The organism is Providencia sp. PROV080 (assembly GCF_033688105.1).
GTDB lineage: Bacteria > Pseudomonadota > Gammaproteobacteria > Enterobacterales > Enterobacteriaceae > Providencia > Providencia zhejiangensis.
Map to the genome: position 1 here is coordinate 1,082,027 of NZ_CP096346.1, position 23,338 is coordinate 1,105,364.

The following is a 23,338-nucleotide window of genomic DNA, read 5'->3' on the forward strand; positions in this document are numbered from 1 at the left end:
CGTGTTGCAGCACGGCTTACCCGGCCGCTTCATTGGGTATGTTAAAAAGAGGAAACATGACGTCATGAAAACGACGGGAGTTAAAGTAACGCTTTTGTCGCTGGTTGTCAGTTATTCCTGCGCTTTACAGGCCAAAAACGTGTCACTGGGGGACACGGCCGTGGCCACGGGGCAGCACAGTACGGCTGTCGGTGAGGGCAGTATGGCGCTGGGGAACAATATGACGGCGGAACAGGCGCAGGCGGCGATGAAAGCCCAGAATGCCCTGTTGCAGAACAGGGCGCAGGCGCATGAGCAGTACATGCAGACGCAGGCCCTGTTTGACAGTAAATCGCTGGCGAACAGCAATATTCTGGAGCGTCAGGAAGCGATGAAACCGTTGTTGCAGCAACAGGAGACCCTGGCGGGTCAGCGTACCGCGCAACAGCAGCAGGTGACACAGGCACAGCAGGTCGCTGACCGGATGGCACAGATTTATGAACGCAATCTGGGGGCGGTTTCACAGATTGTGGATGAGAATTTTGTGGCGTTGTGGCAGCAGGGGCAGGCTGACCGTCTGGCTCAGGAAGTGAAAAAACGGGTTGAGCAGGATACGTCGGTCAGTAATGACACGCAGTTTTATGTCAGTTATGTTAATGCCTATATTGAAGCGAAAACCAGAAGTGCTCTGGTTAATGAAACCATCAAAGAGAAAACCGGTTCTCAGATTACGACCAACTATCAGGGTGTGGCCCTGTCCCCGGTACTGAGTGCCGGCCACAGTGATAAAGCGATGCTGTGGTCGGATGCGGTCACGGACAGCGAGCAGAAGAAACAATTATCCCGTTTACACCTGAATACCGCGGCCCTGAAGGGCGTTGCCGGTTATCAGGAAGAGCTGGCCAAAATCGCCCTGATCACCTCTGCGGACGGGAAAAAGAATCTGTATCAGGCTTATCAGAAAAATGCCCGGCAGCAAATTGAGCAGGGGCTCACCGGGGTGACAGAGGCCGGGAAGCAGATCCTGTCAGAGCTGTATCTGGATAACATCGATGAAGGCACCTTTAATCAGATGGTCAGCGGTATTTTCACCCGCTATGAGAATCAGCTGAACTACCTGATCCAGCTGGATAAGGTCAACAGTTTATCGCCGGACAGCCCGGATTATGCCAAAGAGTTACAGCAACTGCTGGTACTGGAAAGCCGTCCCCGGGATAACACCGTCGGGCTGAATACCAACCCGGAGGCGCTGAAACAAAAAGTGGATCAGTACCTTCAGGACAATGCGCTCAGTCACACACAGGCCATGTCGTCACAGGCCACACAGCTGAAACAGCAGTTATCGGCGGAAAAAGCCGTCACCGATCAGGCACTGAAGCAGGCAGAAACGCAACTCTCCCGGCTGGAAAAGGATCTCTCCGCGCTGGATACAAAGTTGTCTGATTTGCGTCCGACGCAATCCGAGCTGGAAAACATCCGGGATCTGGAGAAGGTGAAAGCCGAACTGGCGCAGAAACAGGCGGAATATCAGGCGGCGGATAAAGCCCTGAATGAGGCGCAGAGTACGCTGAGTCAGGGTAAACAGGCTGTTGCGGTCGGGGATAAGAGTCTGGCGCTGGGCGAAAAATCCGTGGCACTGAGTGTGGATGCCCGGGCGCTGGCGAAAAACAGTGTGGCACTGGGGGACGGCAGCCTGGCTGACCGGGATAACAGCGTGTCCGTCGGCCGTGAAGGTCAGGAACGTTTTCTGACGCATGTGGCGGCCGGCATTGCAAAAACGGATGCGGTCAACAAAGGGCAACTGGATGAGGAGCGGGATGCGCGTATTGCCGGCGATAAGCAGACGCTGAAACAGGCCATGGACTACACCGATGTGAGCATTCAGTACAGTGAGGCGAAGATAAACAAGCGGATTACGGAAGAGCAGCAGGCCCGTATTGAGGGGGAGGAACAGACCCTGGCGGCCGCAAACCGCTATACCGATGAGACGTTCGGGCAGGTGACCCACACGGTGCTGGACAATGCCCGGCAGTATACCGACCAGCGTTTCAGTCAGCTGGACAATAAAATCAGTCAGGTGGAGAAACGGGCCAATGCGGGGATTGCCGGGGTGACCGCAATATCTTCCATTCCGTATGTGAACAGTGAGCGTTTTTCGTTCGGGATGGCGATGGGGCATTACCGTGATGCACAGGCGATAGCCACCGGGGTGCAGTATAAGCCGACGGCCAATACCAATGTGCGCCTGAATGCGTCATGGAATAACGGCGGCGATACCAGTATCGGCGCCGGGTTTGCGGTGGGCTGGTAACCGGTGAAAACCCGCCGGTCACCGGCGGGTTTTGATGCGCTTTTCTTCTCTCACCGTTCGTTTGTGAGGACTGACCGAATGAAAAAACGATTTTTATCTCTTTCCGGATTGCTGATGCTGTCGCTGTCATGCCTGCCGTTGACCGCCGGGGCGGCAGTGGTGCTGTATACCACGCAGGATGACGCTCTGCCGCAGACGGACATCCCGTTTGAGGTGGTGTATCTGGATGCGCCTGAACGCCTGCTGGATGAGGCCCTGCTTCAGCCGGGGACGGAACTGAGTGAAGCGGATGCCCCGCACATCACCGCCCTGTTACAAAGTCCGGCCTGGCAGGCCAGAGAAACGGCATTACGGCAGGCTTATCAGGGCGTGGTTCAGGCCTGGCAGCTGGGGGTGTCATCTCTGCCGGCGGTCGTCGTTGATGCGCAGTGGGTGGTTTACGGCACCACCGATATTGCACAGGCGGTGACGCAGATACAGCAGTACCGGGAACAACAGGAAGGAGGAGGTCAACCATGACCCGACAATCACATCGCCGGCGTCTGGCGGGGGCTTTGTTACTCGGTTGTTCACTGGTGCCGGTGGCGGAAGCCAGTCTGAGTACCGCCACTCTGGTCGCTTCTGCGGCCTCACCGTCGTGTATCAGCTGGCGTATCAGCGGGATTTGCTACTGGCTGAAGTGTGGCTGGGGCGGCTGCCGTATCCGGACATCTGTCCGGGTGTCACATTTTATTCCGCAGGCGGTGGTCTCGGCCTACCATGCCCCGGGTGAAAACCCGTGGCGGGAAATGTCACTGGTCAGCGGGGCGGCCGGCGGGATTGAAAATGCCGTGACCGGCGTGCTGAGCGGGGTATCTGCCGGGGGCGGAAACAGTGAACAGAAGTTTGAGGCAAAACGTAAAACCGCCCTGCACTTTTTTTATGCGGATGCTATCGGTCATCCGGCAACCACCCTTATCGGCGGCAGTATTCCGGGGTATTCCTGTGACAGCGCAGCCACACCGCTGTTTCCTTATTACCTGAGCACGCTCGACAGTGTGCCGTGGCGGCTCGGTGTGCCGGAAATGGCGTATCCGGAAGCGATAATTCCCGGGAAACGGGAAATCGGGGGGCAGAGCCGGGGCAACATGTGGGGAAATCTCTATCCGCGCAGCGGTTTTGTCAACCAGCAGGACGGGGATAAAGCGGCGGCTGTGGTGGCGCAGCGCGTGGCAGATATTATGACCCGCACCGGGCAGGCGCATACCTATGTGCCCCTGAAAGGCAACCGCCGGGATGGCTATTGGCCGCCGGACGCGGTGACGGAGAATACCGGGACAAAAAACCATAAATGGCAGCGCCTGTCGCCGGGGCTGAAAAACAGCTGTGCGGTGTTTCCGGATGAGGGCGGAGCACAGGCACAGGACGGTAATTATGCCTGGGCATTGTGGCAGCCGTACAGCTGCTGCAAGCGCATGGGGCAAAAATTTCTGTACAGCACAACGTTTTAAGCAGGGATTTTAAGATGATGAAAGCAAAACGACACACGTTTTTTCCGCCGGCGCTGACACTGATGGTGTTATGCAGTGTACCGGCATTTTCTGTCCGGGCCGGGCTGGATTTTTCTGCCGGTGCGAATGATATCGGCTACGGCGCAAATGTTTCCGGCGCGGTCTCCGACAAACTGTACTACAACCTGGGCGGCGGCACGGTGTTATCCCAGCCGCCGGGGCGCAGTAATCTGCAACGTCTGGGGATGAGCATGGGCTGGAACAGTGATCTGATGTGCGGCAATTTTGATATCAAAACCACGGTGGGCAACCAGCTGAACGGGGTGACGGCCGGCTTTAAGAATCTGATGAGTGAGGTGATCCAGAATGCCACCGGGGCGGTGGCCAGTCTGCCGGCGATGGCTATCCAGCGGGCGAATCCCGGCCTGTATGAAATGCTGACCAACGGGGTGTTGCAGGCTAATGTGGCGTTTGATAAGGCGCAGCTGAACTGTCAGAACATGGCTAAACGGATGATGGACTTTTCAGAAAATAATCAGTGGACGCAGGCGGCGATCCTCGAAGAAGCAAAGAATATCATCAATAACAGTGACGGGGATGCGGTAAAAACTGACCAGCAAATTCAGCAAAGCAGTGGCGATAAAGGGGTTGTATGGATAGGCGGGAAACAGCGCGGTGGGGTTGGTCAGCCTGCGATTCAGCCGGCGCAGGATTTTGCACAGGCCGGCTTTAATATCATGAACGGTCTGCCGGCAACCAGTACGGCCCCGGTGCCGGCCGGCCAGTGTAACGGAGCCGCTTGCAGGCGCTTTGCCAACAGTGAGGAAGCCGCTCAGGTGGTCACACAGGTGCTGGGCAGCAAATCGGTCCGCACCTGCACCAATCCGGCGGATTGTCAGAGCGGCGGTGAGGCGGAGCAACCGGGCAGTTCCCAGCCAGGAACCGGGCTGGCACCGGTGCTGGAGACCACCACCCGGGAAAATTTGGAACAGCTGCATAAACTGGTGAACAGCCGGGGCGCGGTCGGGGCGGCAGAGTTGGCGAAACTGAAAACCGGCAGCCTGACGGTCTCCCGGGGGGTGATTGAAGCGCTGCGCCGGGATCCGGATAAAACGGCATTAACACAGCGTCTGGCCGGTGAGCTGGCGATGGCGGACACGATGGAGCTGGCGCTGACGATGCGCCGGATGCTGATCACCGGCCAGGGGGAGCCGAATGCCGGTAATTTTCCGAAAGCCCAGGAGATCGGTAACCAGTCGGTTGACCAGCTGGATCGCGAAATCGGGATGCTGCAAACGGAAATGGAAGTGCGTAAATCCATTGCCAATAACGCGATGCTGACGGTGATTGAGCGTGATCAGCAACGGACACAGGTGAACCCTGCCACCCAGACCCCAGATAATACGGATGTGCGTGTACAGGGACTGGAGCAAAACAGTGACACCGGAGGACGTTAAATGACGAAAGGAAAAACCGGGCGCCGGTTATGGCCGGTGCTGAAAGTAACCGGGCTGACCCTGCTCAGTATGGTGGTGTTGCTGGCGGTGGCTCAGCTGGGGCTGAGTTATTACGGTGAGGCGGACAGTCTGCGCCGGGCGTTTTACCGTGCCCGCTGGTTCTGGCTGGTCTGGCGGTGTGTGTTGTACGGAGCCGTGGCGGTTGGATTATGGAAACTGTATCACCACCCGAAAGTCAGTGAGACGGCCCGGCGCAGTCTGAAGCGCAGCGGGCTGGCGATGGCCGCCTTTGTGGCGGTGAGTGAATGGTCAGTCTGGGCGGGAGGTGACGGCTTATGATGACAAACAGTTATCTCGAGTATTTTCTCACGCTGCTGGCCTGGGTGGTGAATAACGGATTGTGGTCGGTACTGACCAGCACCGGGCTGTTTGCGCTGCCGCTGGTCTTTAAAGTGCTGGGGATCTGGCTGAAAGTGCGGGAAGAGGGGGAGGATGAGGGTAACAAAGGTTCACTGGCAATTGTGCGTATCGAGAACGCGCTTTACGGCGCCTTTGTGGTGATCCTGTTTTGTTGTGTGCCGTTGATGGAGGTGAGTGTCAGTACCCTGCAATTTGATACCAGCCGGACCAAAACCTGCGGCACCTGGACCCCGGTGAAGCCGGCGGAATCCGGTTACAGCGGCGTGGTGTCGTCACTGGATAATCAGACAGCCAAAATCCCGCTGTGGTGGATGCTGGTACATAAGCTGTCGAAAGGGGTGACTCAGGCGGCGGTGGCCAGCATTCCGTGCCGGCCGGATTTGCGTCAGGTGCGTTTTGAGGTGCAGCACAGCAACATTAAAAATCCGGCGCTGGCTGCCGCACTTCAGGATTTTACGGATGACTGTTACTCACGTGCCCTGTATGACTGGAAAGCGAAAGATCAGGGAAAAACACAGGATGAAAAAACGTTACAGGATATCACCTGGATAGGCTCGGCCACCTTTATGAAAGGGGAATATCATCAGATCCAGTCACGGACACCGCGGGCGGGCTTTCCCTGGGATGCCGACCGGGATGACGGGTATGCGAATGTCAACGGCAACGGTTACCCGACCTGTTATCAGTGGTGGAATGATGCGAATGCAGGGTTACTGAAACTTGTCAAAGAGCAGACCGATGAAGGGATGTGGCTGCGTGCCCGGGCGGCGATGAAGCTGATTAATAAAAACTCGAAAGAGTTTGAGGAGGCCATCGTCCGCCGGCTGGTGAGTCCGGCGAATCTGGATGTCTCCGGCGGCCGGGTATACCGGGGATACGGGGGTAATGCGGATATGACGGTGATGAATGAGCTGGCCAGAATGGGAGGGGTAGCCGGGACTTCGCTGGCGTCACTGGGGGCATTCCCTGCCTTTGATACGATGCGACAGTCCTTACCGATGGTGCAGGGGCTGATGTTAATGGCGGTGTATATCATGATCCCGATGGTGCTGATGTTTTCGGCGTATGAATTTAAGACGGCGATAACGGTGACGTTTGTGATATTTGCGCTGAACTTTCTGACATTCTGGTGGGAGCTGGCACGCTGGATAGACAGCTGGATGATGGAGGCACTGTATAATTCCGATACGCACAGTCAGTGGAATATGAACGGGCTTCAGAACACGTCTGATGATGTCATTATGAACCTGGTAATGGGAACGATGTTTTTGGTGTTGCCGGCGTTGTGGTTGACAGCATTTGGTTGGGCTGGAGCTAAAGTTGGGTCCGAGCTAGGTAATATGACATCTAACGCGACTTCACCTGCGCATAGTGCGGGGGGGAAAGGAGGACAGTTAGCAGAACAAGCTATTTCTAAAAAAGTTAACTAATAATATTTTGAAGCCAGCTGCAAAATTTAGTTTTGTGGCTGGCTAATCTTCGTCAATATTTATTCCGTTCATATAATATCCAAAACCTTGGTTGCCATTTCTAAAGTCGTCACTATTGCCAACGAGATTGGATTGCCATTCATTATTGTTATCAGTGGATTGAATGTTATTTCCTGAAGAAATATCAATGTGTTCTATTACAGAAAATAAAATCACCAACGCTCCAAAGGTAAATAGGATGTACAAACTGAAATAAGCCAGTAACGCGATGACTGCGAGAGTTATAGATACCAGTGGAATATGCCCCAGCCAACCCGGCATATTTTTGCTTTTGGCGCTTGCCACACAGTTCTTATCGAAAGCCTTCAATTTTTTGATTAGCCATTTTGCTTTATAAGCTGCTTTTATGCCCCAGCGTTCTCCTCTGGAAGCGGCTGTTTTATCACTCATTTCCCCCTCCGGTAATCAGTGAGTCTGATTTATCTCATGCTTGTCGTCTATCGTTAATACAATTTTAGGTCGATTTTTAATCATTGTCTACATCTTGTGAGTTATGCACATATCCACGGTCACCAAGCCAGTGCAACCCGATGCCAACAAGCAATCGGGTAAACGGGAGCGTACAGGGCATCGGCCCTGATGGTGGCGGTGGGTATGTGTATAACTTTTTTGTTGCCTTCATATAAAAATCTTATTCTTTCATCTGGATGGATTTATTGAATTTGATTTTTTATGTCAGTTTAAGTAAGTTTTTAATATGTATCCGAGTCCTTGTATATAGGAGATGATAATATGAATTTTATTTTTTGGTTTGTGGTCTTAATAGGGGCGGGATATTTGTGGAGGAGGAGGGGTTGGTTCAGTAAAATAAGGAAGCAATACTCAAGGAGAAAAACAACATTAAATGGTAACAAAGGATGTTTATATAATAAAAAAAATGACAATGATGCTTTGGAAGGTAATGGGGATTGTAATAATTTTTATTCTGAGAATAAAGAAAGTTTCTTTTGGTTAATGATCGAGAGAGGTATTAAATTTTACAGAAAAGAATATTTGACTACGATTACTGAAAAAAATATCATGATAAGTTAGTGAGCTGGTTTGGTGAGAAATGTTATATACATTGTCAGGTTAGTTTAGGGAGTTTATTTATATTCCCAAAACAAAAAAATTTTACTGATGAAGAACAAAAACGTTTTTTTTCTGTTTGTAATAGAATGTCCTTGGATTTTATTTTAACATTTAAAACTAATATGCCCTTCTTACGTGTTTCTGTTGACTCTATGAAAAATAAACCGCCTGTTTGGGATGTTTATGATAAATCCAAATAAAAACATATCTGATTGTTGAGTTTTCGTGATTAAAGATGGCATTGATTATTAATACGATGAAGAACCAACAAGGGGATATTTAATAAAGAGAAAAAGGAGGATGTAAAATATTCTCCTTTTTCTTTATCGGGTATTGACGAAAAAAGAAAGTTTGATTAAATTTACCACGTTACACCGTTGCTTAATGCAACATTGCCAATGCTTCGGTTGTCTGAGAGAAGCGCCTACGGGTGACAACAATGCCAATCCGGCAATCTGAGAGGAACGCCTACGGGTGATTGCCACTGCCAATCCTCGGGTCATCTGAGACGAGGGCCTACGGGCGATGACAGAACTCCGTTCGTCCTTGAAATCGACGGAGGGTGATAACAGAATAGCGTTATCATCAGGATTAACTGCACTTCAGTGACCATGTCACAGCTATCCGGTCACCCGGATATCCACAAAAAAGCAGAGTATGCGATAACGTGTATCTGCCTCTTCTGATGTGTTCTGACGAATACGTCCTGCTTTCTGCAACCTTTGTATGCCCGGTATGACGCGTTTCCATTGCGCAGCTTTGGAAAGCGGCATCTTCGGAGCAATACATTGAGCAGCAGAATGATGGGCGTGCGTCACTTTCGTCAAGTGAAACGAAGACAAAGTGACGCACGCAAGTGCATACGCTCAGAACGCTTCAATACTGGTCTTACAGCAAAACTGACAATCTGACAGACATGTAATGCATTGCTCAGAACGGCTGAAAGTCTTTCAACGCTCAACGTTTATATGATGATAAAAACGTATAACATTATGAAAAAAGGAGAAAAAACGACACGATACCAAGGCGACGTCAGGAAACTGACGGACGGAGGTGCCCTGATAACGGGGGCCGGTCTGATGACCGCAAACAGTTCAGAGAACTGATTTGATACCTCTCAACAACTCAACCTTTTATCGCCCCGGTGCTCAGGTATCTGTCAGGTCGCAGGATGCGCAATATAAAACCGTCGCGCCGGGAAAAGGTAACCAGTTGAGAGCGAAAGAGGCGGAGAATCAGAGAATGTCCAGAAGAGCAAAAGCCCTGTCCCGTGAAATGCATATCCTTGCACGTCAGGCCGGAGGGAGCTTTAAAACCATTGCAGACCGGGTCAAAATTGCAGAACGGGTTGCGGCAGAGCTGGCCGGGTTGAATATTCAGATACGATCTGTTGAGCAACTGAAATCCCGCTATATTGAAATGTATATCCATGCCCGCAGAGAACAGAATATCAGTTTACGCAGCTGTCAAAACGAAATGTCGGCTATCCGGGCGATATTTCGTGTTGCCGGACGTCATAAACTGGCTGACCCTAAACATGAGCGCCTCAGTAATGAGGCGCTGGGGCTTTCAGGTGCCAGCAGGGCTGGCACCCGTACCGCGATATCGGACGAGCGCTTTCACGAAGCGCTCGCTCGGATTGAGCCTTATGATCAGGGGGTGGCATTAACTATGCAGTTATCCCGTAGTCTGGGATTGAGAAATGAAGAAGCCGTGCAGTCAGTAAAATCATTACGGACCTGGCAACAGGCGCTTAAAAACGGTAAAGATCGCGTTCATGTGGTTTTTGGGACAAAAGGAGGCAGACCCCGTGAAGCATTAGTGCCGGATAAAGCCCGTGTATTAACATTAATTAATAAAGCCATTGAATATGCGGATAAACATAACGGTTATTTAATTAATCGTCCGTCATTACATTCTGCCAAAGATCGTTATATTAATGTGATGCGACGGATAGGCGGATTTATTCACGAAGAATCAAATCATGGTTTACGGTATGCCTATGCTCAGGATGTTGAAAAATATTATCTCAGTCAGGGATTCAGTCAAAAGGAAGCCTATGCATTAACCTCCATGGATTTAGGGCATGGTGACGGTCGTGGCGATTATATTAAACGGGTTTATAGTCAGAAAGGAGATATTGAGGAATAAGATAAAAATGAAAGTCTGTTTAATTATTTTGTTTATTAATTTTGCTTTTTGTTTTCCGTTAATGGCGAAGACGTTATTTTTAGGTGATTCATTAACGGCTGTTTATGAAATGTCAGCAAAATATGTTTTGGATGAAAAAATAAAAACAGAATATGTTTCCGGTTCGGGGTTAATAAATAAAAGTAAAAAAGATTGGATCGCTTTCGTGAATAATTTCGATTTGCGGGAGTTTGATAATGTGATTATTAGTCTCGGAACAAATGATTTTGTTCAATATGGTTCGGATGAATGGCTGAAATATTACAGTCTGGTATTTCAATTCATTGCTGAAATTCAAAGTGAAAATCCGTTAGCGACAATTGTCTGGATATCTCCACCACATTTAAAAAATCCGGAACATGAACGTTATTTAATACATACCCGGCATATAATTAAACACAGTGCGATGTTATTAAATATTCATTATCTGGATATTAATCAGCCTCATATATTAGGAACGCAATGGCAATCTGTTATTCATAATGAAACTGTACGAACTGATGATGGAATACATATTACCCGTAAAGGGGGAGTACGGGTGATCAGAGAAGTGGTAAAAATCCTGAATGGGCAGGATTGACAAAGATAAAAAAACGGCTAAAAATGAATCTGCTTATCTCGTTGCGTAATGCAACTTGCCAATGCTTCGGTTGTCTGAGAGAAGCGCCTACGGGTGACAACAATGCCAATGTTCCGGCAATCTGAGAGGAACGCCTACGGGTGATTGCCACTGCCAATCCTCGGGTCATCTGAGACGGGAGCCTACGGGCGATGACAGAACTCCGTTCGTCCTTGAAATCGACGGAGGGTGATAACAGAATAGCGTTATCATCAGGATTATTTTTACGCAACGCTTCATATAACCTGCCCGCTGACGGGGAAATCACCCGTCATCAGGGAATTTCTCCGTTTTTTCAGGAGAAATTCAATGAAGGTATCTACATTTCCGGAATCGTCTTTTTTTGACGATCTGCACTCTCTCACGCAACTGCATCACCTCTCAGGTGAGCTCGACATGGTTCTTGCTTTTGTCCGTCTGGATATTGGCGAGCACCCGGACGAAGATAATTTTCCGCCAAACTTCTGGATAATCAGTGCCGTTGCAGAGCAACTGGGCGCGTTATCTGTGGAGGCTGATTTTACCCGTCCACATCTTGAGAAAATGGTCCGCGCTGTCTGGAAAGCGGCTGAGCAAACGCCTTATGCGTCTGACTTTCGCCGTATCTACAACGATGCGATCAAAAATGCACAGTTTGAAGATCCGGTTGAAGCGCTGATGTTTGGTGCTTAACGGCGGACATTCACTGATTTTATGACCCATACGGGAAAACATCCCGTGAGGGCTGTATTCCCTTATCTGAGGATAGCCCTTATGACTCTTTTTACATTGAATTATGGTGTTGCCCACGTAATGTCTGGTATTGCCAGTTATTTATTTCCGCATTCCCGTGTTTCTCAGCAACTGAAGGCCGTTGCTAATGATGCCCGGATGCTGAAAATCACCGCAGAAGAACTGGAGGTGATACGTTTGGACGAAAAACGGATGTATCAGAGCGGAGATTACAGAGAACTGCCGTTTATTGAGCTTGATTTGTATACAACGGCATTTCGTTTTGGCGCCCTGATTTACTATGGACTCGCAAACCGGTGCCCCCGCATTTTTGCTTCACCGGCTGACAGTCATCGCTGAGCGGCTCGATCCGGAAATCTGGAATGAAGCCTGGCGCTGGGGTTACCGCTGCTGCCTGCAACACGAAAATGAAAAGCATGTAACCGACTGATTTAACGGACTCACAGGTGTCAGTCAGCTACCCTGAAATGGGGCTGCTTCCATTTACTGATCAGGTTTGATAACCATGATTTATGGCATTACCCGCGGACTGTTCTTTGTGGCCGATCACGTCTGTCGCTATTCCCGGAGTTGGGAATGGCTGATGTGGCTGGTTGAGGAAGCCCGGACACTGCGAAATGTTGAGGCTGATTTGAAACTGGCTGAAAGGTATGCCGGTGAGCAAAACCGCCCTCATTCCATTTCGCTGATGAAGTGTACGCTTTATGATGCCGGATTTGCTTACGGCAGATTATTACTGTGGCGTGCGGATGGTCTGATGAGACCCTGGCCGGCATGTCTGCTTCGCCGTTTACCGGATATCGGTCAGCGGATTGATGCAGTGATCTGGCAGAAAGGCTGTGAAGCCGGCTTGGATGAGACCGTCAGTGAATGGATGGCAATGGAGATGGCTGATGAATACCTTGTCGGTATCGAACTGAGCGACTGATTTGCCGGCATTCATTCTTTTTTTACTTACCTACCCGACGGGGAAACTCCCCGTCAGGTGGACGTTTCTCCGTCTTTTTTTACCGGAGAAACACACATGTCTGTTTTACTGCCAGAAAACAAACCGTTTTCATTTCTGAGTCTGATCATGCAACGGCTGTACCGTTTTTATGACCGTATACCGTTTGTTTCGTCAGGGATACCCGGTGAATTACCGTGGATAAGTAACCGAACCGGCCGGCGCGCTTACCGTGCGACGGTGGTGAAAGTGAATCCCCGGCAGTTCAGGATCCGCATTACTGTACGTCTGGGCGCGCATTCGAAAGAATACCGCTTTCATTCGTTGATAACCTCGCTGGACAGCAGGACATTTTGTTCCATAAAAGCGGCCTCCCGTGCCGGATTTGCACTGACATACCAGCTGGCACAGGTGCGTTATGCCTGGTGTCGCTGATTTGTTGTACTGATAGCACCATTGACTTTTTGTTATGACCCCGCCCGGCGGATTGATTTCCGTCAGGAGATGAATCCGCCATTTTTTTAATCAGAATGAGGATTTATCACATGGGATATACACATTATTTTACACAAAAACAAAGCGTTGACCCCCTGATGTGGCAGAACTTCCGTGAACATCTGGACAAGCTCTATCACCACTATCTGGCCAATCCCATATCCGCAGAGCAGATTTGCGGCGGATACCCAGATAAACCTATTGTGTTGTGTGATGGCCTGGAGGAAAAACGGCTGAATGATGGCTCATTATTCACCGACGACGGTGAGGCGCTTTGTTTTAACGGTAATGCGGCTGATGACATGAATCATGAGACGTTTATTGTTCAGCGCGAAATCCCCGTAGAGGACTACTGGGATTTCTGCAAGACAGCATACAAACCCTATGACGTGTTTGTAGTCGCGGCATTACTGTTGTTGTACAACCTGTGCCCGGGATATTTTTCGGTCTCTTCTGACGGGGATATCCGGGACTGGCAGCCGGTGCTGGACTATGTCAGTCAGGTATTTCCTTATCTTATCCTGACGTTACCGGAAGGGATAGGTTTACCGGAGGCAGGATAATGGCCAGAGCCTGTACGATACGGGAACTGATAGCGGATTTATCCCGCTGCAATCCGGAGGCATTCGTCTTGTGTGAGATGTGGTTCCCCGATGATGTTACCTATGTTGATGAAACGGCTTGTCCGGCAGAGACACGGGCAACATTAACGCATGTTGCACATCATTTTGATGCGGAGCTGGGGATCAACTGGGACACGCTGGCGTGTGCGTTATCGTGTGTCAGAGATGCTGAGCAGAAGGGACTCGATATTTACTTTTATGCCAGTGAAAAGCGTGGTACAGACAAAAGCCGGATACCCGCCTCACGTTACGCAGAAGCGGACAGCGACGGCGATATTGAAGTCGGGTATTTCCGTAAGGTTAATGCGCTGTTTAAGTGGGTGCATGACCATATCGGGGCTTTTGAGAACTGTGAAAAGGTGCTGGTGACAGAGGCCCATCTGCGGGCTTTACAGCAGGACTTGCAGGCACTGACACCGGAAAACTGTCAGACACGGTTCCCGACCACTGAGGGCTTTTTCTTTGGTTCAACGGCTTATGATGAGGCGTACTGGGCTGATGTGGAAGGCGTCAGACGCTGGCTGTCAGAGATAACGGAGACGTTTGACTTTGACGCAGAGTCACTGTTTTTTGTGGCCTGGTGGTAATCAGGTAAGGTGTTTCCCCGGGAAGCACTGAACACATTTTAATCAGTGTTTCCACTGGAAACGCCGGTTGAAAATTAACCATATTGTTTTTTCACCTGATGGTGTATCTCACCGTCAGGACGGGATACACCTTTTTTATTGAGGGTATTCCGATGAAAAAATCTGACCGTAAACGCCGTCCGGCAGCGGATAAGCCGGTTCGCGATATTTATCAGGAAGTGACTGACCGTATTGTGGCCGCGCTGGAAAAAGGCACCCGTCCGTGGAAACGACCATGGCGGCCGTCGGAAGGGACAGGCACCGGTTTTCCGGTGAACGCCCTGACCGGTCATTCCTACCAGGGGATAAATGTGCTGCTGTTATGGTTGTCGGCGGCGGAGCAGGGCTTTGGTTACGATATCTGGCTGACTTACCGTCAGGCACAGCAACTGGGTGGCCATGTCCGTAAAGGCGAAATGGCGACGAATACTGTGATATTCAAACCGGTGAAGGTGCCGGCAAAAGACCGTCACGGTGAGCTGCTGCGGGATGAACACGGTGAGGTGGTGATGACGGAGGTGCCGATGATAAAGGCGAATCCGTTATTTAACATAGCCCAGTGTGATGACCTGCCGGCGCATTTTTACGAAAACCGGCGACTACCCGGAGAGGAGACAGCAGGGATAACCCTGCCGGCCACGCACCGGGTGCTGGATATCCTGAATGCCAGCGGCGTGAAGGTGACCAGTGCGGCGCAGAACCGGGCGTATTACAGTCCGTCACAGGACCGGATTGTGATGCCGCTGTCGTCACAGTTTGACCGGAATGCCGATTACCAGGCCACCTTACTGCATGAGTTGGTGCACAGTACCGGTCATCCGTCCAGGCTGGCCCGTGAAGGCATCACCTCATCGTCCCTGAAGTTTGGTGACCCGCTGTACAGTTTTGAGGAGCTGGTTGCGGAAATGGGCAGCGCTTTTCTTTGTGCGCAGTTAAGCGTCGAGGGAGAAGTGAACCATGAAAGCTATCTTGACAGCTGGCTGCGGGTACTGAAATCGGACAAAAAAGCGTTGTTCCGGGCCGCCGGGCAGGCCCGCCAGGCCTGTGAGTTTTTACTGAATGTGGCCGCATCCCGACAGGCCGCGTAGGAGACTGCGATGAACAAAATGACCATTATCCGCTTTCAGTTACTGGTACATCAGTTACTGCAAGTGCATTACGGCATTACGCTGAGTGATACCGGATTGTCCGATGATGCTGAGGTGTCCCGGATGATTGAACTCGGGATATCGCCGGTATCGGTGGTCAACCGTCTGGTGGATAAGTACCACCTGGATAAACTGAATGCATCCTGTTATCTGCCGGCATCCCCGTATGTCAGTGACAGCGATGCCTTACTTGCACAGGCTCAGCTGAGCGGTGCCATTAACCCGGATGTCATGCCGGATAATCCTTAACGATTAACGACTGACATCTTTCCCGTGAGGGCTTGTTCCTCACGGGATAAGCCCTCTTTTTTATTCTGAAAAGAGGACATCATCATGCCAAACTGGTGCTCGAACCGACTTGACATCACCTTACACAACGCGGCGGATATGCCGGCTCTTAAACACTGGATATATGCGGATGATGGGATACCCGCCTGGCAGACGGCGATAGCACAAAGTCTGCATTTGTTGCTGGCCGGCTGCGCGGGGATACTGAAACCGGTCAGACCGCTGTCTTTTCCGCCGTTACCGGAACTGACTTCATACGGTGCAACCGGGCCTGTTTCCCCGGGAAACACGGCTTTCACGCACTGGGTTGACCTGCTGATGACTGCACCGGATTTGACACCGTCATGTTGTCAGCAAATCCATCAGTGGTATCAGATGTGGTTATCTGAAGGCGGGGCGTACCATTCCTGGGACTCGCTGACGGCGACGCAGAAAGCGAGACTGTCCCCGTTGTTATCGGGAAGCAGTTTTGACTGGCTTAACCGGTTTACCGGAGAGGATGAGAGCCGGGTGGCGACAGCCTGGGAGGATATTCAGTACCTTCGCAGTACCGGAGAAGCCATACCGATGGATATGCGGACTCTGTTACCGACCAGCCTTGCGGCTGAATTACACGGTTTTAACGGCTGTTTATGGAAAACACCGGAGGTCATCTGGCGGCAGGCGCGCTGGCAGGCGTTTGCCCCCGGTAACAGTACATATCACCTTTATCAGTGCCGTTATGGTGTGAAATGGCCGAACGGCAGTGGTTTTCACTGTATTGATGGCGGGTATGCGACGGAGTTATCCGCAGAGTTTGATACTCCGTGGGGGCCGCCGTCAGCAGCGGTTTTGTGTGCTCTGTCTGCGCGTTTCCGCTGTCAGGTCCGTCATGTCTATGCCGAAGAAGGCTGTGGTTTCTGCGGATACAGCGAGTATGACCATGGCCGGTTAACCGACCATGAATCTGATGAGATTGAGTTCAGTGATGAAGAGAATGAGGACGGTTTCCAGGATGTGACGGGACCGGACTATATTCTTGATTCATTGCCACATTACGGAGGGTGAGGTTTCCGTACTGATTTAACTGACTGAAAACCCGGTAGTGATACCGGGTTTTTTTATTTTTTTCGGAAAACTAATTTCGGCTTTTGTTTTATTCCCGCATTGTTATCGTGATGCCGTCATTGAATGAGATGGGGGAGAGTGTGATGAGATGTGAATTTGGGCAGGGTGTGAGGGAGTGGGCTCAGGATTTTTGGAATGAAATTCTGTTTCCTTTTTTTGTCACAGCCGGACTTTTGTTGCCACTGATTCTGGTTGTGGGCGTTTTCCTGGTCTGGGATGAACAGCGCCAGGCTGAGTGGGGGCGTTATTACCTGACGGAATGTCAGTTGGTGGAAAGAAACAGAAATGCGGGCTTCTGGTCAGGTCGGGAAAATATTCTGCAATGCGGAATGACCCGGGAGCATGTGAATGCGGACGCGTATGAAAAGGCCATCCGTGCCTGGCAGCAGAAACAGACAGAGACAGAATAATAAAACATTATTCATGTAATCTTCTGTTTTGTTGCCGGAATTATTTTTGTGGATGAGTTAACGTAATGAAAATAAGGTGCATTTATTATTTATTCTTATCCTGATATTAAAATAATTTATGTTTTATTTAATGTTGCGTTGTTGTTTTTACCGAATTAAAGAGGCAGTAACACCGATGTTACCGTGGTTTCGTAAATCGCTTTCCCGGAAAGCGGAAGAGAAAACATTGCGTGTTTCCCCGGGAAACACGCAGGAAAGGCCATTATTTATCCGTGACAGTGACGGCTTTTATTTACCGCAGGCAGCTGACGTATTGCTGACCACACCGCAGCGGCAAAACTGGTTACAGCAAATCAGCCGGGTGGTAGCGTTACCGGATAACCAGTACCGGGCACTTTGCCTGTCTCCTTTGCAGACGCTGGCAGAACGACTTCAGTGTGTGCCGGCATCAAAAACCGGGAAATATGCCGGCGAAGGGGGATTGCTGGATTTAACGCTGAATACGACAGCCTGGTGTATGCGGATGTCCCAGAAAGAGATGCTGCCCCGCGGGCTTCCGTCGGAAGAGCAGAGCCGTCAGTTCAGCGCCTGGAATGTGTGTGTTTTTTATACCGGACTGTTTTACTGGTTACCGTTAACGGCACAGTTTGAGGGACAACTGAACAGCCTGTCGGCGTGGCAGCCGGGGATGAGTGCGCCCACCGTACCGTATCGTTTTCGCTTTCATGAGCCGGTGCCGGATATGACGCATTTTCGCCGGACGACGGGGGCCATGATGGCTTTCCGGCTATTACCGGAGAAGGTAATCCACTGGTTGTCGGGTACACCAAAGGCGCTTCAGGCGTTGTCTGACGTGGTGACCGAGCCGGTAAACGGTGATAATGATTTACAGCGTGTGCTGAATGAGGCTCTGGCTGCGTTCCCCGCCGGTGCATTGCCGGCATTTTCTTCCGTTGTTTCTATGTCAGCGCCTGATGCTTCGTCTTCAGTGCTATCAGGGCAGCCGGAGAATGATATCGCGTCATTGGCGCCTGCTGAATTGGCGCAAAAGCCACAACCTGAAACTCCGTCTGTAACATCTGTATTGCCTCCGGAGTCTGTTACTTCAGAAAAAACAGAGAACGGAATTCACTGCGATATACCGCTAATGGTAGTTGCAGAAGCAGAAGGTGCGGTTGTCCATGGGGCACTTGATTCTGCTGATGAAAAAACTGTCTCAGATATGTCTCCTCCGTTATCTGAGGATATGAAATATGCACTTGAATTATCAGGTTTAATGCCGGAAATCTTATCTGATACTCAGACGGGCAATCGTGATGAGAAGGATGAACAGCGCGAAAACTGTCTGAGTATAAAAAATGAAGGAGAGGCTTTCTGGGCGTGGTTTAAGTCCGGATTATTGGGCGGAAAACTGGCAATAAATACGCCGGATGCGAAGGTTCACTGTGTCATGGAGTATTTGTTTTGCCAGAGTCCGGCTGTTTTTTATCAGTACATACAGGAGGCGGGTAAAAATCCGGATGATATCGGCCATATTATTTCTTCTTTTGAATCCCTTAAATTGCACCGGATTATTCGTCATGATACCCGACAAACAGGGCATTTCAGGGCTCGAATTTATGGTGAAAAACTGAATCCGCTGAGTGATAACAAAACATTAATTACGTTATCCCATAAAAAAATCAATGGTTACATGATTAAAGGACGTCAGATTTTTGGCATGAATATGCCGGAGGAATCATTGTTTATTCGTATTGTCGGAAGTTAAAAGCAGGAGGTGTTTATGAAAGATAATCACAGTTCTGATGAACATCAGCAGAAAGTGGATGTATGGGAGCAAATGCTGAGTAATTACTTTTACAATAAAGTATTACGGCCGGATACGGAGAAAACATACCGTAAGATGGTACGTCTTTTTCTGCGTTATTGCGGAGTTTGTGAAAATGCGTTACCGCTACCGGATGAAGTGACACATGAGCATGTGCTGAGATGGCGAAGAAATGAGCTGAATATTCAGAAAGTCCGGGAACGGACATGGAACACAAAAACCAGGCATATGCAGTCTCTGTATAATTATTGGATCAAAAAAGGGATTGTTTCACTTAAAGAAAACCCGTTCTCAGAAACACAAATTGAACCGGGTGAAAAACAGAAAAAAGTCTATACACAATCACAACTGAGAACGATTTATCGTATTCTGGAACAATTTCAGCAACAGGAAAATATGCTGCCACCTGATCAGGCTCACTTTCAGGCATGTGCGGTTTATCCCACTCGATTCTGGTTTGCTGTGCTGGAAACGCTGAGGCTGACGGCTATTCGTTTTAACCAGCTGATTAACCTGCATATTGGCGATCTGGATTTTGAGGAGTGTACGATCACATTGCGCAGTGAAAGCAGTAAAAATCACCGGGAATATCAGATTGCTTTTGTTCAGCCACTACGTTGTTTACTGGCGCCCTTGGTTGAGGAAATGCGTTGTCACGGGGCGGATAAAAACGATATTTTGTTTGATGTTCATCGTCTTTATCATAAACGACTATCCCGCTCTGAAACTCCACTCAGTCAGACGATACGTTCTTTTTTCCGTCGTTTATCAAAGGAATGTGGATTTCATGTCAGTCCCCATCGTTTCAGACATACACTGGCGACGACATTAATGAAACATCCTGAACGTAATATGCAATTGACGAAACAGATGTTAGGACACCGTAGTCTCTCTTCAACTATGGAATATATTGCTCTGGATGCATACAGTACAGTCAGGATCTTGGAGAATGAGTTAGGTGAGTTTTTAACAATGGGATTAGGTGGTGAACTTACAAGGCTAGCATCAAAAAGACAGAGGATGTGATATAAATAAAAAACATTTACACAAAGTTGACTATTTTATCAACTTTGTGTATAAGCTGGATTTGATTGAGAAGGGTGTTCTAGGAAAACACCCTTACTTGATAAATCATTGTCAACCACGTGAGAAGTCATGAACGTGATTACAACTGAAATTCAAGTTTTAACCGAGCGTTGGAGATCTCACTTCCAGCGACCGTGCTAGGGAAACGGTTACACCATTTCCGAAAGGAAAGATGGTGCCCGGACTCGGAATCGAACCAAGGACACGGGGATTTTCAATCCCCTGCTCTACCGACTGAGCTATCCGGGCAACGAGGCGTATTAAACCTGATTTCACTGTGGGAGTCAAGGTGAATTCAAAAAACTTTCTATCAGATGCGCTTTTTTTCAACATGTTAGCCAACGATTGAACAATTAGCATAATAAAAAGACAATGAAATAAAAAACACTCGAAAGCGCTAGGCTTAAACGAGTGTTTTCTGTTCATACAATGACAAGGTTAGCGACGATAATTTTTTTGCGCTTTATTAACTTTGATTAAATAGTTACGCGATTCGGCTGCTGGGTGTTTTGTTGACAACGTTTCATAGACTTCACCAGGTTCCAATTGATTAATTTTTTGTGCAGCGGCCTTTTTATCGCTATGGAAGACTCTTAGTACGCTACCTGCACCGCCATTATAGGCCGTGATGACAGCATAACGGCGTGAGGTTGCATTTTGAATGTCGCCTAAATAACTGTTTTGTAAAATTGCCAAGTAAGCTGTACCGGTATCGATATTTTTTTCTGGATCGAAGAGGTAACTACGGCTTGGTACACCTGATTTACCTTGGGAACGGAAAACATCTTTTCCTGCCGTGTTTGGCATAATCTGCATTAGACCTAAGGCATCAGAACGGCTGACTGCATAGGGGTTAAAGCTCGATTCGATTTGCATAATGGCTAAAATAAGCGATTCATCGACACCATATTTAGCCGAAGCCTTTTTGATAAATGGCAGGTATTTATGGGCACGTTTATCAAGGTGGTTAGGGACGAGTTGCATCGTGACAGACCAGACAATATTCATTCCTGACTGCCGGCGCTGCATTTTATTATTAATTAGATAATCAGCGTATTTAGTTGCACGCCATTCCCAGCGAATGGGTTCGCCAGTATTATCTAATACCTGGCCAAATAAGAACGGCTCTTTACTGTGAGGAATATCGTTAATATCTGAGTATAGGTCAATGGAGTTTGGATCATCACCCATTAATAAGGTTGTGATGATGGCTTTTTTCAGATGTTCTGAAGGCTCTACGGCGGAAATGGTTTCAACTGTGATAGTCCCTTCATCAAAGTTTATGTGGCTCCGAGTACGATACTCATCTGTATATTTCACATAGTCTTTAGGACCGGCAATAAGAACTTCTTTGATCCCCCAAATATTTTCGATATTGTGGGCAAATTGCCCCATAAGAATATCGAACCCATTGGTGTCTTTCACATAGTTAGGATTAAAATCAGATTCTTTCTTGCTGGAGCAGGAGATGAGTAGAGGCACCAGCAGTGTTAGGGCTAACAGTTTTTTCATACATTCCACAGTATTCAAGCTAATGGTCTACCGAATAACAGGTAGACCGATTGATTATTTTTCAGGTGTATAGCCGTCGATATGGATATCGTGTCCTTCAAATAGGAACTTTATCATCTCTTGTTCCAGCATTTTACGATCATCAGGGTTCATCGTATTCAATTTTTTTTCGTTGATCAGCATGGTTTGTTTGGCCATCCATTGACCCCAAGCTTCTTTGGAAATTTCATTAAAAATACGTTTTCCTAGCTCACCCGGATATAGCTGAAAATCTTGTCCTTCAGCATCACGTTGTAAAAAAGTACAAAAAATTGTTCTACTCATTATTGTTTCCTCAGAATATCAGGCGGCACGGCAAGCTGTTGAAGTAAGCTTTCAACCGGCGCAGCTAGGCCGATTGTTGCACCGAGATTTAAGTTATACCAAAGTCCTTTGCCTTCATCCATGGCTGAAGTAAATGCCTGAATATTAACTTTAACAGGAATAATATCCAGATGAAAATGGCTGAAAGTGTGGCGAAACGCAATTAATTGTTCTGGAGTGTCATGTTTGATCCCCGTTTGCGCCAGCCATTCATGCATTTGTTGCTGTGTTTCGAATTGCGGGAAAGCAAATAAGCCTCCCCAGATACCTGACGGTGGACGTTGTTCCAACCAAACCTGTTCTCCGTGTTGCAGAATGAGGAACCAAGCCGTTTTTTCAGGAATTTTTTGTTTCGGTTTTTTACCCGGATAGTTTTGCCATGAATGGTTGGCGTATGCGACGCAGCCTAACTGTAGTGGGCATAATTCACATTTAGGCTTACTACGGGTACATACCATGGCGCCTAAATCCATCATGGCTTGGTTAAAGAATTGCACGCCTTCGTTGGGGGTGACTTTAGCGCTGATTTCCCATAGGCGATTTTCCACTTCTTTTTTTCCCGGCCATCCTGCAATAGCATAGCAACGAGCAAGCACTCGTTTAACATTACCATCAAGAATTGGGTAGTGCTGTTGTTGTGATAGCGACAAGATAGCGCCTGCTGTTGAACGGCCAACTCCGGGAAGAGCGACAACGTCATCAAATGAAGTTGGGAATTGACCATGAAAACGTTCAGCAATCACTTTTGCGGCTTTATGTAAATTTCGTGCACGAGCATAGTAACCAAGACCCGTCCAAAGGTGTAATACCTCATCGAGGGGGGCATTTGCGAGCGCGATGACATCAGGAAAACGGCTGATAAACTTTTCAAAATAGGGGATAACCGTACTTACTTGGGTTTGTTGCAGCATGACTTCGGAAAGCCAGACATGATAGGACGTCTTTTCTTTTTGCCATGGCAAAGTTTTACGTCCATATTTGTGATACCAGTTAAGCACGGCGAGCGAAAATTGTTGAGCTTCCATTGAGTATATTGTTTTTATCGGTAGTTCTATTAAAAGTCAGTGATGCTCAGGATTGCAACATAGACCGAACACACTGTAAACCGCTTATTGTGTGCTAGAGTGTAAAGTTATCCAATTTTCAC

27 protein-coding genes and 1 tRNA gene are annotated in these 23,338 nt (G+C 48.9%); 22 read left to right on the forward strand and 6 right to left on the reverse strand.

Annotated features, from left to right (window positions below; all coding sequences use genetic code 11):
• Positions 1 to 64 precede the first annotated feature (64 nt).
• The 6 genes from taaP (at position 65) to M1F03_RS04600 (ending at position 7,087) form a co-directional block, all read left to right on the forward strand.
• Positions 65 to 2,290 (forward strand): trimeric autotransporter adhesin TaaP, encoded by a 2,226-nt coding sequence (gene taaP, locus M1F03_RS04575; protein WP_004239700.1) that lies wholly within the window; start codon positions 65 to 67, stop codon positions 2,288 to 2,290.
• Positions 2,291 to 2,368: 78 nt separating this feature from the next.
• A complete protein-coding gene (locus tag M1F03_RS04580; RefSeq protein ID WP_004239699.1) occupies positions 2,369 to 2,809 on the forward strand; it encodes a TIGR03757 family integrating conjugative element protein in 441 nt (146 codons plus the stop codon).
• Positions 2,806 to 3,780, forward strand: coding sequence for a TIGR03756 family integrating conjugative element protein (locus M1F03_RS04585; RefSeq protein WP_012368435.1), 975 nt, complete (start codon positions 2,806 to 2,808; stop codon positions 3,778 to 3,780). The genes M1F03_RS04580 and M1F03_RS04585 overlap by 4 nt, the downstream gene beginning before the upstream one ends.
• 14 nt (positions 3,781 to 3,794) lie before the next feature.
• Positions 3,795 to 5,237, forward strand: coding sequence for an integrating conjugative element protein (locus M1F03_RS04590; RefSeq protein WP_004239696.1), 1,443 nt, complete (start codon positions 3,795 to 3,797; stop codon positions 5,235 to 5,237).
• On the forward strand, positions 5,238 to 5,576 hold the full coding sequence (locus tag M1F03_RS04595; RefSeq protein ID WP_000160224.1) for a hypothetical protein: 339 nt from the start codon (positions 5,238 to 5,240) through the stop codon (positions 5,574 to 5,576).
• Positions 5,573 to 7,087, forward strand: coding sequence for a conjugal transfer protein TraG N-terminal domain-containing protein (locus M1F03_RS04600; RefSeq protein ID WP_000988923.1), 1,515 nt, complete (start codon positions 5,573 to 5,575; stop codon positions 7,085 to 7,087). The genes M1F03_RS04595 and M1F03_RS04600 overlap by 4 nt, the downstream gene beginning before the upstream one ends.
• 42 nt (positions 7,088 to 7,129) lie before the next feature.
• On the opposite strand, the gene M1F03_RS04605 is transcribed toward M1F03_RS04600, so the two are convergent.
• Positions 7,130 to 7,537 (reverse strand): DUF3742 family protein, encoded by a 408-nt coding sequence (locus M1F03_RS04605; protein WP_004239694.1) that lies wholly within the window; start codon positions 7,535 to 7,537, stop codon positions 7,130 to 7,132.
• Between the two features lie 342 nt (positions 7,538 to 7,879).
• Here M1F03_RS04605 and M1F03_RS04610 point away from each other — a divergent pair, with 342 nt between their 5' ends.
• Both M1F03_RS04610 and M1F03_RS04615 read left to right on the forward strand, forming a co-directional pair.
• On the forward strand, positions 7,880 to 8,179 hold the full coding sequence (locus tag M1F03_RS04610) for a hypothetical protein (RefSeq protein WP_004245740.1): 300 nt from the start codon (positions 7,880 to 7,882) through the stop codon (positions 8,177 to 8,179).
• Complete coding sequence (locus tag M1F03_RS04615) at positions 8,179 to 8,418, forward strand: hypothetical protein (RefSeq protein WP_004245739.1); 240 nt, start codon at positions 8,179 to 8,181, stop codon at positions 8,416 to 8,418. The genes M1F03_RS04610 and M1F03_RS04615 overlap by 1 nt, the downstream gene beginning before the upstream one ends.
• A 420-nt stretch (positions 8,419 to 8,838) precedes the next feature.
• Here the strand turns inward: M1F03_RS04615 and M1F03_RS04620 are convergent, their stop codons facing one another.
• Positions 8,839 to 9,060 carry a hypothetical protein gene (locus M1F03_RS04620; protein WP_012368432.1) on the reverse strand — a complete coding sequence of 74 codons (222 nt, stop codon included), beginning with the start codon at positions 9,058 to 9,060 and terminating at the stop codon, positions 8,839 to 8,841.
• A gap of 400 nt (positions 9,061 to 9,460) precedes the next feature.
• Here M1F03_RS04620 and M1F03_RS04625 point away from each other — a divergent pair, with 400 nt between their 5' ends.
• The 14 genes from M1F03_RS04625 to M1F03_RS04690 all read left to right on the forward strand — a co-directional run bounded on the left by M1F03_RS04625 (position 9,461) and on the right by M1F03_RS04690 (position 20,256).
• Positions 9,461 to 10,369: an integrase domain-containing protein gene (locus M1F03_RS04625; RefSeq protein WP_004239692.1), complete on the forward strand. Its 909-nt coding sequence runs from the start codon at positions 9,461 to 9,463 to the stop codon at positions 10,367 to 10,369.
• 7 nt (positions 10,370 to 10,376) lie between these two features.
• Positions 10,377 to 10,988 (forward strand): SGNH/GDSL hydrolase family protein, encoded by a 612-nt coding sequence (locus M1F03_RS04630; RefSeq protein WP_000861660.1) that lies wholly within the window; start codon positions 10,377 to 10,379, stop codon positions 10,986 to 10,988.
• A gap of 348 nt (positions 10,989 to 11,336) precedes the next feature.
• Positions 11,337 to 11,699 carry a hypothetical protein gene (locus tag M1F03_RS04635; RefSeq protein ID WP_004245735.1) on the forward strand — a complete coding sequence of 121 codons (363 nt, stop codon included), beginning with the start codon at positions 11,337 to 11,339 and terminating at the stop codon, positions 11,697 to 11,699.
• Positions 11,700 to 11,780: 81 nt separating this feature from the next.
• A complete protein-coding gene (locus M1F03_RS04640; RefSeq protein ID WP_000171971.1) occupies positions 11,781 to 12,098 on the forward strand; it encodes a hypothetical protein in 318 nt (105 codons plus the stop codon).
• Positions 12,099 to 12,264: 166 nt separating this feature from the next.
• A complete protein-coding gene (locus M1F03_RS04645; RefSeq protein WP_000639097.1) occupies positions 12,265 to 12,687 on the forward strand; it encodes a hypothetical protein in 423 nt (140 codons plus the stop codon).
• A 96-nt stretch (positions 12,688 to 12,783) separates the two neighbouring features.
• Complete coding sequence (locus tag M1F03_RS04650; protein WP_004239684.1) at positions 12,784 to 13,140, forward strand: hypothetical protein; 357 nt, start codon at positions 12,784 to 12,786, stop codon at positions 13,138 to 13,140.
• A gap of 110 nt (positions 13,141 to 13,250) precedes the next feature.
• Positions 13,251 to 13,763: a hypothetical protein gene (locus M1F03_RS04655; RefSeq protein ID WP_000542402.1), complete on the forward strand. Its 513-nt coding sequence runs from the start codon at positions 13,251 to 13,253 to the stop codon at positions 13,761 to 13,763.
• Positions 13,763 to 14,410, forward strand: a complete 648-nt coding sequence (locus M1F03_RS04660; RefSeq protein WP_004239680.1) for a hypothetical protein — start codon at positions 13,763 to 13,765, stop codon at positions 14,408 to 14,410. Before M1F03_RS04655 ends, M1F03_RS04660 begins: the two co-directional genes overlap by 1 nt.
• Before the next feature lie 152 nt (positions 14,411 to 14,562).
• A complete protein-coding gene (locus M1F03_RS04665) occupies positions 14,563 to 15,537 on the forward strand; it encodes an ArdC family protein (protein ID WP_012368428.1) in 975 nt (324 codons plus the stop codon).
• Between the two features lie 9 nt (positions 15,538 to 15,546).
• Positions 15,547 to 15,846, forward strand: coding sequence for a TA system toxin CbtA family protein (locus M1F03_RS04670; RefSeq protein ID WP_001038587.1), 300 nt, complete (start codon positions 15,547 to 15,549; stop codon positions 15,844 to 15,846).
• An 84-nt stretch (positions 15,847 to 15,930) separates the two neighbouring features.
• Positions 15,931 to 16,932: a DUF1281 domain-containing protein gene (locus tag M1F03_RS04675; protein WP_004245726.1), complete on the forward strand. Its 1,002-nt coding sequence runs from the start codon at positions 15,931 to 15,933 to the stop codon at positions 16,930 to 16,932.
• Positions 16,933 to 17,075: 143 nt separating this feature from the next.
• Complete coding sequence (locus M1F03_RS04680) at positions 17,076 to 17,402, forward strand: hypothetical protein (protein ID WP_012368427.1); 327 nt, start codon at positions 17,076 to 17,078, stop codon at positions 17,400 to 17,402.
• Positions 17,403 to 17,520: 118 nt separating this feature from the next.
• Entirely contained in the window at positions 17,521 to 19,170 is a 1,650-nt protein-coding gene (locus M1F03_RS04685) for a TraI domain-containing protein (protein ID WP_223302950.1), read from the forward strand.
• Between the two features lie 15 nt (positions 19,171 to 19,185).
• Complete coding sequence (locus tag M1F03_RS04690; protein ID WP_000654298.1) at positions 19,186 to 20,256, forward strand: tyrosine-type recombinase/integrase; 1,071 nt, start codon at positions 19,186 to 19,188, stop codon at positions 20,254 to 20,256.
• A gap of 233 nt (positions 20,257 to 20,489) precedes the next feature.
• Here the strand turns inward: M1F03_RS04690 and M1F03_RS04695 are convergent.
• From M1F03_RS04695 to mutY, 4 genes are all read right to left on the reverse strand, one after another.
• A tRNA-Phe gene (locus M1F03_RS04695) sits at positions 20,490 to 20,565 on the reverse strand.
• A gap of 189 nt (positions 20,566 to 20,754) precedes the next feature.
• Positions 20,755 to 21,828 (reverse strand): membrane-bound lytic murein transglycosylase MltC, encoded by a 1,074-nt coding sequence (mltC, locus tag M1F03_RS04700; RefSeq protein ID WP_251465223.1) that lies wholly within the window; start codon positions 21,826 to 21,828, stop codon positions 20,755 to 20,757.
• 54 nt (positions 21,829 to 21,882) lie between these two features.
• Positions 21,883 to 22,152 (reverse strand): oxidative damage protection protein, encoded by a 270-nt coding sequence (locus tag M1F03_RS04705; protein WP_154624074.1) that lies wholly within the window; start codon positions 22,150 to 22,152, stop codon positions 21,883 to 21,885.
• On the reverse strand, positions 22,152 to 23,216 hold the full coding sequence (mutY, locus tag M1F03_RS04710) for an A/G-specific adenine glycosylase (RefSeq protein ID WP_251465224.1): 1,065 nt from the start codon (positions 23,214 to 23,216) through the stop codon (positions 22,152 to 22,154). Before mutY ends, M1F03_RS04705 begins: the two co-directional genes overlap by 1 nt.
• Positions 23,217 to 23,338: the final 122 nt, after the last annotated feature.